This is a genomic window from Arthrobacter sp. efr-133-R2A-120 (assembly GCF_030209835.1).
Classification (GTDB): Bacteria; Actinomycetota; Actinomycetes; order Actinomycetales; family Micrococcaceae; genus Arthrobacter.
In genome coordinates this window covers 275,852-286,545 of sequence record NZ_JARVRF010000003.1, presented here as the reverse complement: position 1 = coordinate 286,545, position 10,694 = coordinate 275,852, and the positions used below count along the sequence as shown (strand labels likewise).

10 protein-coding genes are annotated in these 10,694 nt (G+C 62.4%); 7 read left to right on the top strand and 3 right to left on the bottom strand.

Annotated elements, in window-relative coordinates; all coding sequences use genetic code 11:
- The first annotated feature begins 136 nt into the window (after nt 1–136).
- From QRN52_RS03185 to secA, 4 genes are all read left to right on the top strand, one after another.
- On the top strand, nt 137–1,015 hold the full coding sequence (locus QRN52_RS03185) for a ComF family protein (RefSeq protein ID WP_284751318.1): 879 nt from the start codon (nt 137–139) through the stop codon (nt 1,013–1,015).
- Nucleotides 1,016–1,173: 158 nt separating this feature from the next.
- Nucleotides 1,174–1,899 (top strand): ribosome hibernation-promoting factor, HPF/YfiA family, encoded by a 726-nt coding sequence (gene hpf, locus QRN52_RS03180; protein ID WP_234748144.1) that lies wholly within the window; start codon nt 1,174–1,176, stop codon nt 1,897–1,899.
- A 32-nt stretch (nt 1,900–1,931) separates the two neighbouring features.
- On the top strand, nt 1,932–3,173 hold the full coding sequence (locus tag QRN52_RS03175; protein WP_284751317.1) for a winged helix-turn-helix domain-containing protein: 1,242 nt from the start codon (nt 1,932–1,934) through the stop codon (nt 3,171–3,173).
- Between the two features lie 135 nt (nt 3,174–3,308).
- Nucleotides 3,309–6,053 carry a preprotein translocase subunit SecA gene (gene secA, locus QRN52_RS03170; RefSeq protein ID WP_284751316.1) on the top strand — a complete coding sequence of 915 codons (2,745 nt, stop codon included), beginning with the start codon at nt 3,309–3,311 and terminating at the stop codon, nt 6,051–6,053.
- Between the two features lie 149 nt (nt 6,054–6,202).
- Here secA and QRN52_RS03165 read toward each other — a convergent pair whose 3' ends face one another.
- Both QRN52_RS03165 and QRN52_RS03160 read right to left on the bottom strand, forming a co-directional pair.
- Nucleotides 6,203–6,715 (bottom strand): Rv3235 family protein, encoded by a 513-nt coding sequence (locus QRN52_RS03165; protein WP_284751315.1) that lies wholly within the window; start codon nt 6,713–6,715, stop codon nt 6,203–6,205.
- Nucleotides 6,716–6,804: 89 nt separating this feature from the next.
- Complete coding sequence (locus QRN52_RS03160; protein ID WP_284751314.1) at nt 6,805–7,590, bottom strand: LysM peptidoglycan-binding domain-containing protein; 786 nt, start codon at nt 7,588–7,590, stop codon at nt 6,805–6,807.
- Between the two features lie 144 nt (nt 7,591–7,734).
- Here QRN52_RS03160 and QRN52_RS03155 point away from each other — a divergent pair, with 144 nt between their 5' ends.
- Nucleotides 7,735–8,307 carry a hypothetical protein gene (locus QRN52_RS03155; protein WP_284751313.1) on the top strand — a complete coding sequence of 191 codons (573 nt, stop codon included), beginning with the start codon at nt 7,735–7,737 and terminating at the stop codon, nt 8,305–8,307.
- A gap of 44 nt (nt 8,308–8,351) precedes the next feature.
- On the opposite strand, the gene QRN52_RS03150 is transcribed toward QRN52_RS03155, so the two are convergent.
- On the bottom strand, nt 8,352–8,567 hold the full coding sequence (locus QRN52_RS03150) for a helix-turn-helix domain-containing protein (protein WP_059387549.1): 216 nt from the start codon (nt 8,565–8,567) through the stop codon (nt 8,352–8,354).
- A 151-nt stretch (nt 8,568–8,718) separates the two neighbouring features.
- Between QRN52_RS03150 and QRN52_RS03145 the strand changes: the two genes are divergently transcribed.
- On the top strand, nt 8,719–9,363 hold the full coding sequence (locus QRN52_RS03145; RefSeq protein ID WP_284751312.1) for a CpaB family protein: 645 nt from the start codon (nt 8,719–8,721) through the stop codon (nt 9,361–9,363).
- The gene (locus QRN52_RS03140) at nt 9,360–10,673 is read left to right on the top strand and encodes a CpaE/TadZ family protein (protein ID WP_284751311.1); all 1,314 of its coding nucleotides are present in this window, start codon (nt 9,360–9,362) and stop codon (nt 10,671–10,673) included. Before QRN52_RS03145 ends, QRN52_RS03140 begins: the two co-directional genes overlap by 4 nt.
- The last annotated feature ends 21 nt before the right edge of the window (nt 10,674–10,694 follow it).

Sequence of the window (10,694 nt, the reverse complement as noted above, 5' to 3'; positions counted from 1 at the left end):
CGCCTCCCTAACCTCGCTTCGCTCGGCCAGGGAACCCTGGCGGCGTGGGCCCAAGTTCCGACAGCGTCGCCACTTGTTCTCCACATAGCGCGGTTGGGGAGTGTTGGCCGTCGGCGAGGAGCCGGATGCTTGGGGTATGGGTACTGACAGCCGTTGCCGAGCGCGCGACCCTGACCTTGCCGTCGTCCTTGGTGGCGCCGCGCGCCATAGGGGACTCCATCCTGCCCGATGGACGAGGCTCGCCCAGGGGGTTGGTGAGGCCTTCGTCGAGTTGCTGGCGGTTCTGGCTCCCGTGGAATGCGTGTGCTGTGGTTCCGAGGATTCGGCGCTCTGCCGCTCCTGTGCGCGGCAGTTGCGCCTTCTGTGCACCCGTCCATTCCGCGCTGAAGGGCAGGCACCGGCCTTGCTTAGGGTGGATGGGTCCGTGATTCTGCCTGTTGTCGCAGGCGGGCACTATCGGGATGAACTGGCCCAAGCACTCCTTTCTTTCAAGCATCTAGGCCAGGGACGGCTGGCTTCGGTGCTCGCGCCTGCGCTCGGCAAGGCCATCCGGTCTGCCGTTGGAGACAAGGTGGATGTCTGTCTTGTACCGGTTCCCAGTAGCAATGCGGCCTTTCGGCGTCGCGGCTTCAGTCCGGTCCATCTCTTGCTCGGCCGCCTGCGGCGCCTGGACGCTTTGCCGGGTCTGCAAATCATGGATGCGTTGAAGAAGGCGCCTGGACCGGGAAACGGGCAAAAGGGCTTGGGCCGCGGAGAGCGTGCGCGCCGTGTCCGCGGCTCCATGACCCTTCGGTTGTTCCGCAGAGCTTCCTTGGAGGGCAGGATATGCGTGATCGTCGACGACGTCCTCACTACCGGTGCCACCCTCGCCGAAGCCGCCCGGGCGGTGTCGGCGGCGGGAGGCGTGGTGCGTGGCGCCGTGGTCCTGGCAGCCACCCGGCCGCCGTCCGGAAGCGACCTTCCTCCGGACTTGCAACACACCCGGCCCGTGCCGACTCAAACAAAAAATAAGTGACGAAAGGATGAATTACCCGTGGCGATGAACTAACGTCGGTTATGGGTACCAAGAACAGATGTACCTGTCGATAGCGGCTCGGAAAGGGGCTCGACTGTCCGTCAGATCAGCCCCGAGAAGCGCCCTTATCGTGTCACCTGAGTTGTTTGGAGGGCACCATGGAGTTCATGATCAGCGGCCGTAATCTGACCGTTTCGGATCGCTTCCGCGAGTATGCCGGCGAGAAGATTTCAAAGATTGAATCGCTTGGGGACAAGGTCCAGAGGGTTGACGCGAAGGTTTCAAAGGAAACCAACCCGCGCCAGACACCGGGCCAGCTCACGGTGGAAGTGACAGTTCTGGGCCGGGGCCCTGTGATCCGGGCCGAAGCGAGCGCCGCTGACAAGTTTGCCGCCTTTGATCTCGCCTACAGCAAGCTGCTGGAAAGACTCCGCAGGGCCAAGGACCGCAAGAAGGTCCACCACGGCCGCCACACCCCCAAAGCCGTCCGTGAGGCTACTGCGACGCTTGAGCCTGCCAGCGCAAGCGAACCCATTTACGTAGAGGCCAGCAACCACCAGGAGCCAACGACGCCACCGGTGGAGACCTCGCCCTACGACGTCGACAACGACATTCCGGCCGGTGATTCCCCGGTCCTGATTCGTCGCAAGGTTTTCCCCGCCGCTTCGCTCACCCTTGATGACGCGGTGGACAACATGGAATTGGTGGGCCACAATTTCTACCTGTTCGTGGACAAGGAAACCAACACGCCGTCGGTTGTCTACCGTCGCCGTGGCTGGACATATGGAGTAATCACTCTGGATTCCACATGCGAGCCAGGAGACGAACCCGTGGAGGAAAAGATCCACGCTTACCGTTCGAATGACCAGGCCGCTACAGCCTAGGCCGCATTCGTTTTTCCCATGAAAGGACTGGCATGGCCGCTTCGCTGAGCCTGTTGCAGGCACGGCGGATTGCATTGGCAGCCCAAGGACTGGACAAGGAACGGCCCACCGGCCCCGTGACTTCACGGACGGTGGGCCGCACCTTTGCCCGCCTCCAGGTGGTGCAGATCGACTCCGTCAACGTCCTCTCGCGCAGTCACTACCTTCCTTTCTTCTCAAGGCTTGGCAACTACGACCGAAGCATCCTTCATGCGATGGCCGGGCGAAGTCCGCGGCGCATGATGGAGTACTGGGCGCACGAGGCGAGCTTCATCCGCCCGGAACACTTTCAAGATCTGCTGCTCTGGCAAAACCGCGCCTGGGTAGGCGCGTCCCACTTGGAACGTGGAATCCGGGAGGACATGGCCAACCGGATCCTCGAAACGCTCGCAACCGGACGCCCCATGACTGCCGCTCAATTGACCGCGCACCTGGGGCACCAGGAAGACCGGCAGCACGACAACTGGGGTTGGAACTGGAACCTGGTCAAGAGGGTTTTGGAACACTTGTTTGAAGAGGGACTCGTGACGGCTGCGTCGCGGACTGAGCAGTTCGAGCGGCGGTACACGCTGACATCGCGGGTTCTACCGCCAGGATTGCCTGCCGTCATCGCTCGCGCAGGAGCGCTCCCGGACGCTGGCTCCGACGTGTCGACGGCGGCCATGGACCGGCTGATCGACGCCGCAGCCCAGGCCCATGGCATCGGAACAATCCGCTGCTTCGCGGATTACTTCCGGACTCCGGTGAAGGCTGCAGCAGCATCGATCGACAGGCTCGTTGCCGCCGGGCGTCTGGAACCGGTCACGGTGCGTGGCTGGGACCGGGCTTTGTACCGGCATGTGGACGCCCGGCTTCCCCGGGCCGCGACGGGCCGCGCACTCCTCAGTCCGTTCGATTCGCTGGTCTTCGAGCGTAGAAGGCTCGAGGAGTTGTTCGGTTTTCACTACCGGATCGAAATCTATACGCCGGCGGAGAAGCGCAAGTTCGGCTACTACGTACTGCCTTTCCTCCTCCGTGACGCCGTGGTCGCGCGCGTAGACCTCAAGGCGGACCGCGCAGCCAAGCAACTTCTGGTGCGTGCCGCCCACGCCGAGCCGGACGCCCCGGCGGACACCGCCGTCGAGCTTTCCGCGGAGCTGCGGCTTATGGCCGGGTGGCTGGGGCTCGACGACGTCGTCGTGTCACCGACGGGGGATCTCTCGTCGACGCTTGCCTCGGCAATGGCCCGCGGCTGAGACCCGGAGGGCTCCGGCAGCGGCCTATGGGCGCGCTGCGCTCCGCTCTCAGGGAAACGGGGCCGCGCGGCGTTGGTCTCTCCCGTAGACTGAAACCGCCAGAATTCGGCAGCTTGAGACTGGGAGCAACTTTACGTGGCATCACTTATCGAAAAACTTCTCCGCACGGGTGACAAAAAAACCCTGAGGCAACTGCGGACCTATGCCGATTCCATCAACGCCCTCGAAGACTCCTTCAAGACCTTCTCCGACGCCGAATTGCGCGAGGAGACGGACAGGCTGCGCGCCCGTCATGAGGACGGCGAGAAGCTGGACGATCTCTTGCCGGAGGCTTTCGCGGCTGTGCGGGAAGCTTCCTCCCGCACCTTGGGAATGCGCCACTTCGATGTCCAGCTCATGGGCGGGGCCGCTCTCCACCTCGGCAATATCGCCGAGATGAAGACCGGTGAAGGAAAGACCCTCGTGGCCACTGCTCCGGCCTTCCTCAATGCGCTCACCGGCAAGGGCGTGCACGTCGTGACAGTCAACGACTACCTCGCCGAATACCAGTCCGAGCTCATGGGCCGTGTCTACCGATTCCTTGGCCTCAGCAGCGGGTGCATCCTGTCCAACCAGGATCCCGAAGTGCGCCGCCAAATGTACGCGGCAGACATCACTTACGGCACCAACAACGAATTCGGCTTCGACTACCTGCGCGACAACATGGCGTGGGACAAATCCGAGCTTGTGCAGCGCGGCCACCACTTCGCGATTGTCGACGAAGTGGACTCCATCCTCATCGACGAGGCCCGTACCCCGCTCATTATCTCCGGTCCGGCCCAGGGTGACACCAACCGCTGGTACAGCGAATTCGCCAAGGTCGTGCAGCGTCTCCAGCCTGAAATCGACTACGAGGTCGATGAAAAGAAGCGCACCGTCGGTGTTCTCGAAGCCGGCATCGAGAAGGTCGAGGACTACCTCGGCATCCAGAACCTCTACGAATCCGCCAACACCCCGCTCATCGGCTTCTTGAACAATGCCATCAAAGCCAAAGAGCTCTTCAAACGGGACAAGGACTACGTCATCCTGGACGGCGAAGTCCTCATTGTTGACGAACACACTGGCCGTATCCTTGCCGGACGGCGTTATAACGAAGGCATGCACCAGGCGATCGAGGCCAAGGAAAACGTCGAGATCAAGGCCGAGAACCAGACTCTCGCCACCGTGACCCTGCAGAACTACTTCCGCATGTACTCCAAGCTCTCGGGCATGACCGGCACGGCTGAAACCGAAGCCGCTGAGTTCATGAGCACGTACAAGCTTGGCGTGGTGCCCATTCCCACCAACCGGGACATGCAGCGCATCGACCAGTCGGACCTCGTGTACAAGAACGAAATCGTGAAGTTCGAAGCCGTCGTGAAGGACATCGCGGAACGGCACGAAAAAGGCCAACCCGTGCTCGTCGGTACCACCAGCGTGGAGAAGAGCGAATACCTTGCCAAGCTGTTGGCCAAGGAAGGCATCCGGCACGAGGTCCTGAATGCGAAGAACCACGCGCGCGAGGCGGCCATTGTCGCCCAGGCCGGACGCAAGGGTGCTGTCACGGTCGCTACCAACATGGCCGGCCGTGGTACTGACATCATGCTGGGCGGAAACGCCGAGTTCACGGCCATCGCCGAGTTGGCAAAGCGGGGCCTGGATCCTGAAGAAAACTCCGAGGAGTACGAGGCCGAGTGGCCGGAAGCACTCGAAGCAGCCAAGCAGGCAGTCAAGGACGAGCATGAGGAAGTGCTTGAACTGGGCGGGCTGTATGTACTGGGCACGGAACGCCACGAATCCCGTCGAATCGACAATCAGCTCCGTGGCCGCTCCGGGCGCCAGGGTGACCCGGGCGAGTCCCGCTTCTACCTCTCGCTGACCGATGACCTCATGAGGCTCTTCAACTCCGGTGCCGCCGAGCGCCTCATGAACAGCTCCGTGCCGGACGACGTTGCCCTCGAATCCAAGCTCGTGTCCCGTGCGATCGCTTCGGCCCAGGGCCAGGTTGAAGGGCGGAATGCCGAGCAGCGCAAGAACGTCCTTAAGTACGACGACGTCCTGAACCGCCAGCGTGAAGCCATCTATGGTGACCGTCGCAGGATCCTGGAAGGCGACGACCTGCACGAGAAGGTCCAGTTCTTCCTGGAAGACACCATCAACGCCCTGATCGATGCCGCGACGGCGGAGGGAACCGGAGATGACTGGGACTTCCACCAACTGTGGACCAACCTCAAGACGCTGTACCCGGTAACTGTGTCGTCCCAGGACATCATTGACGAAGCCGGTGGCAAGGCCCGCGTGTCCGTTGAATTCCTCAAGAACGAGATCCTTTCGGATGCGCAGCTCGTTTACAAGGAGCGGGAAGAAGTCATTGGCGCCGAGAACATGCGCGAGCTTGAGCGCCGGGTTGTCCTCTCGGTCCTTGGCCGCAAATGGCAGGAACACCTCTATGAGATGGACTACCTCAAAGAGGGCATTGGCCTGCGCGCCATGGCCCAAAGGGATCCCCTGGTCGAGTACCAGCGCGAAGGATTCACGATGTTCCAGAGCATGATGGAGGCCATCCGCGAGGAGAGCGTTGGCTTCCTCTACAACCTGGAAGTGGAAGTAACGCCCGCCGAAGACGTGGTGGTAGTGGACGGCAGCCCGGAGGGCGGTCATGTGGAACACCACGATCCGCAGATTCGCGCGGCCGGCCTCGAAGCCCCGGAGAAGCCTGTTCAGCTCCAGTACACGGCACCCGGTGAAGACGGTGCGAGCCAGACCCGTGTTGAGGGGCGGGCCTCGGGACGCTCAGGCAACCCCGCCAAGGCCGCCGCCGATGACAAGCAGCGCGGATCCAACAAGAAGAAGCGCCGCTGACGCCGTGGTGCCTGACGCATAGAGCTGAGGGACGCTCGCAACTGCCATACGTATCCAACAAGCGGATGCTTGCCGTGAAAACGGAGAAGGACCAGAACACCCCGTTCTGGTCCTTCTCCGTTGTGCTGCCATTTCAGATGAACCCGCCGTCAGCCGATTTCCAGGGCGGTGACCCTCCACGTGCCATTGCTCCCTTCAAGCCTCATGGCTACGGCGCGGGAGCGGAGTTCTTCCGAGACAACCAAGCTGGCCTCGTACACTCCGTCCTTCACCGCGCAGACATGCACGGAGCGGACCATCGGACTTCGGTGAAGTCTGGACTGCCCGCCCTGGGTGCTGGCAGCGTGGGCTCGCGTCAGTGCGGCCCGGTGTTGCAGTGCGCTAAGGCATCCGGGATCCAACGTGCGTGAGAGTTGTTGCACCGGCCGGGTCCCGGCAAGGACCTCCACCGCGGCTTGCGCGATACTGCGGGCCAGCGCGCGGATTTCACCGTCGAGGCTAAGGAGCCGAGCCGCTTTGCTGGCAGAGGAAGGCCCCTTGTCGGACGGACCTCCCGCCCGGGCTTTGGCGCGCGGCGAAACCACGATTGAACGCGAGGCAATGGGTGGAGGAGGTGTCCGGACTGCATTGGGCACAGTGCGGATGGCTGGTGATGCACTCATGGACTTCCTCGGCTACGAGTCGATGGCGGATGGCGGATGGCGGATGGCGGATGGTGGTGGTTCGGGGCTCGTGGGGTCCGGCTGCTGGGCTACCTGGGCGGTGGTTGCAGGATCTGACCTGGGACAAGGAGACCCGGGTCGTCTCCGATGACATGTCGGTTTGCGGCATACCACTTCGGCCAGCGAAGGGCAATGTCGACGTCACTGGCCATCGGGCCCAGCTGCCGGGCGGCAATTGACCACAGTGAATCTCCCCGCCTCACCACCACTTCGCCTTGATTTGGCGAGGCAGACTGTTCCGCGGCCCGCTGTGGCCTGGTTCCCAGAAGCCTTGGCTCGGCAGCAGGCGCGCGCGGTTGCCAATAGGGGTCGATCTCCGATGAGCCGGACTCGAGCGAGGGCACGACTGGGCGATTCGGAGAAGGATTGGAGCCGGGTGTCCATTGGGCCGAGATTCCGCTGGACGGTGTTGAGCCGTTTGCCGGGCCCCACGCTCGTTCAAGCTGTGCCGATGACGCATTCGCCAGGGGAATTCCCGCGAGATTCAGGCCCAGAATTGCAACAGCAAGCCTGCGCATGAAGGCTGGGCTGAGTTTGGCGGTGGCGCTCGCGCAGCGGTCCTTGCCGGCTTGCTGGAGGAGCGCGGCGGCTATTGCCAGAAGGAACGTGCCGATCCACCAGACCCCGATCCCCAGACCGGCGGCAGTTGCGACAAGTCCCAGGAGGTCTTCGAACGTGGGTGCCTGGAGTCGGCGTGCCGCGGAGTGCCATCGGTCAATCAAGATCAATCCGGTGGCGGCGAGCAAAAGAGCGAGCGCCAGGATGGTCATCGCCATTGCGACGTCGTGCCGAACGGGTCTGCTGGCCTGTTCCATGGGTTCCCCCTACCCAGTTGATGCTGTTTGATGCAGTTTGATGATGTTTGACTTATTTTGGTCCCAAAATGATAGATTTGTCTAGGAGTTGGTTGTCGATGAAGAAAGATTGACCATCGAGGGGTGCCCGCTTACGCTGACGCAATGCGTTGGGATGCTCTGTTTGAAGACATGGAGGCACAACTGGCCTCTGAACGATTGCTGGGACTTGAATCCGAAATTTCAGAGCGGGCACGGGTGGAGATGGCCGGAATCGAGGTCTCAGACAGGCTGCATGGAGCAATCGGCCAGAAGATTGATGTGAAGCTCCGGTCCGGGACGCAGGTGTCCGGGACGCTTAGTCATGTCGGAAGCGAATCGTTGGTCCTTGACGATGGTCGCCACCAGTGGTTGGTGCCTGTAACGGCCGCATTGGCGTATCAGGGCCTGGGCCGGCAGGTTCGGGCAGGCCGATCTAAGGCGTCACAGCGGCTTGGCTTGGCCAGCGCATTGCGAATGCTGGCCCGCGACAGGGCGGAACTGGCGGTTCATTTGCTTGAGTTGGCGCGTGATGAGCGGACGATGCGGGGCGTCATTGATCGCGTGGGCAAGGACCACTTTGATCTCGCCGTCATGCTGCCGGGCGAAGTCCGCCGGTCCGGCAACGTCGTGTCTGTGGCGACAGTTCCATTCCAGTCGCTTGCCGCGCTGCGTTCATTGCGGGGCCAGGACTTCTAGCCCGGCCAGCCTCCCCGCCGCCGTCCTGGGGCGCTGGACGGAGATCAGGAGGACTTGGATTTGGCCTCTTGGATTATCCTGCTGGCCTCGGCGTAGCGTTCCTCGATGTACTGCTCCAGCATCTTCTCTTCGACGCGCCACTGGCCACGGCCACCCACTTGGATGGCCTTGAGTTCTCCGCTGCGCACCAAGGCGTATGCCTGCGGAGAGTTGATCTGAAGCTGTTCGGCGACATCAGCCAGGGTGAGGAATCGGGGCATGCATCCATTTTGCCACTGTTCGACCCACTTGCCGGGGTTTTCCACAGTTGACGTAATTTGAGGCTTTTGGCTTTCGAAAGGGACCAACATGCGGTCAGAATAGGGGCCACTGGAGGTCGTCGCCGACTAACTATGCAATGGGGGAAGCAGGATGGGTGTAACTACCGCGGCCGCTGCAGCGCGGCTCAGGAAACCGTCATGGAGGGATCCGCGACTTTTGGTGGGGGTTCTCCTGGTCTTGGCATCACTGGCTGGAGTCATCGCCCTCGTTGGAAGCGCGGACCGTACCATCCAGGTGTATGCGGCGCGCGAGTCGATTGCCGTGGGCCAGAGAGTCAGCAAGGACGATCTTGCGATAGTCAAAGTCCGGCTCGACGACGTTGAGTCCAGTTACGTGACTCTCGCGGATGGCCTGCCCGAAGGAAAAGTTGCCGTTCAAAGAATTGCCAAGAACCAACTCGTTCCGCAGGAGAGTCTGGGGGCCGCGGACTCCCTGAACCGCAAACCTGTGGCGATCGCGATCCAGGAGTCACTGCCTTCCCAAGCGGTGGCAGGATCCCGCGTTGACGTTTGGGTAGCCCTCCCCGATGCGCGCAACGGTTTCGGCACGCCACAGTTGCTGTTGCCCGGTGCGGAGATCGCCCAGATCACGGAAGGCGCCTCCACGCTCGGGGCGTCCAAGGAGAAAGTGGTTCTGGTCCTAGTGACCGATGAGCACATGCCGAAACTTCTTGGAGCGCAGGCGAACAAAGCGAAGATAGCTGTGGTTTGGAATCCGGGCGGTACCGGCACGTGAGCATCCCCGTTGTCACAGTCGGGCAGTCCCGGGAGGACTTGGTCGGGGGACTAGAGCGGCTCCATGGGCCGGTCACGGTAGTGCGCCGGTGCGGCGAACTCGCGGAACTTCTGGCTGTTTGCCAAAGCGGTCTCGCGCGTGCCGCGGTCATAGCCGAAGGCGCTGAGGAACTGACGGCATCGTTGGTCGACCGGCTGGCGGCTGTCGGAGTGTCCATCGTTGCCCTGAGCGACGACGCAGGGGAGGAGAGCCGCCTGCGGAGCATCGGCGTCGTGACAGCGTCGCTGGATGTTGATTCGGCAACTCTGGCTTCCAGGATCTCCGATGCCGTAGGCCAGCTGCCCGGACAAGGAAGGCGACGCGCGGAGCCTCGGGATTCCGGGTTTGCCGACACCGCCGCAGAACTCCGTCCCACCGAAGCGGCGGAAGAACCGGAACGGGCACGGGCAGGTGCTGGCCGGATCATCGCGGTCTGGGGGCCCACCGGGGCGCCGGGCAGGACTCTTATGGCTGTCAACATTGCTGCAGAGCTGGCGGCTGAAGGCAAGTCAGTGATCCTTCTCGATGCAGACAGCTACGGGGCCAGTGTCGCGGCATCGCTGGGCTTACTGGACGAATCCGCCGGACTGGCACAGTCTTGTCGACTGGCGGATCAAGGATTGTTGGACGCCGAATCGCTCAAGCGGATCGCCGCGCCTGTCTTCGCCAAAGCTACTAGTTTCCGGGTTCTTACCGGCATTACGCGCGCGGACCGGTGGACGGAGCTCCGGGCTGGCGCGCTCTCCTCCGTACTTGAACTCGCCAAGGAGATCGCGGACGTCGTCGTGGTCGACGCAGGTTTCTGCCTTGAAGCCGACGAGGAACTCAGCTTCGACACCATGGCCCCTCGACGCAATGCCGCAACACTACGCAGTATCGAACTGGCGGACACCGTTTACGCCGTGGGCGCGGCCGACGCCGTCGGGGTTCCGCGACTCGTGCGTGGGCTCGCGGAACTTGAACGGGCAGTCCCGCACGCGGCTCCACGGGTGGTCCTGAACAAAGTTCGGGCAGCATCCGCGGGCCGGTCGCCCGAGCGTGAGCTCCGCGAAGCATGGGAACGGTACGGCCCCGGCCATGGCATCGAGGTATTCCTTCCATCCGATCCGGAAGCCTGCGACGCGGCGTTGTTGTCCGGTGCCGTGCTCTTCGAATCTGCCCCCGAATCTGCCTTGCGGCTAGCAATCGCAAAAATGGTCTGTGCACCTGTCCAGCAAAATGGCAAATCCTCTGTCGCATATTCCAGAGCAAGGCAACGCCTAAAGCGTTAGGCTCGCCATGTGGGCTGCAAG

Excerpts from the sequence above, each read along its gene's own strand:
- QRN52_RS03150 (WP_059387549.1), bottom strand. The coding sequence starts at position 8,567 with ATGCCCCGATTCCTCACCCTGGCTGATGTCGCCGAACAGCTTCAGATC.
- QRN52_RS03160 (WP_284751314.1), bottom strand. The coding sequence starts at position 7,590 with ATGGAACAGGCCAGCAGACCCGTTCGGCACGACGTCGCAATGGCGATG.
- QRN52_RS03155 (WP_284751313.1), top strand. The coding sequence starts at position 7,735 with ATGCGTTGGGATGCTCTGTTTGAAGACATGGAGGCACAACTGGCCTCT.
- hpf (WP_234748144.1), top strand. The coding sequence starts at position 1,174 with ATGGAGTTCATGATCAGCGGCCGTAATCTGACCGTTTCGGATCGCTTC.
- QRN52_RS03175 (WP_284751317.1), top strand. The coding sequence starts at position 1,932 with ATGGCCGCTTCGCTGAGCCTGTTGCAGGCACGGCGGATTGCATTGGCA.
- QRN52_RS03145 (WP_284751312.1), top strand. The coding sequence starts at position 8,719 with ATGGGTGTAACTACCGCGGCCGCTGCAGCGCGGCTCAGGAAACCGTCA.
- QRN52_RS03165 (WP_284751315.1), bottom strand. The coding sequence starts at position 6,715 with ATGAGTGCATCACCAGCCATCCGCACTGTGCCCAATGCAGTCCGGACA.
- QRN52_RS03185 (WP_284751318.1), top strand. The coding sequence starts at position 137 with ATGGGTACTGACAGCCGTTGCCGAGCGCGCGACCCTGACCTTGCCGTC.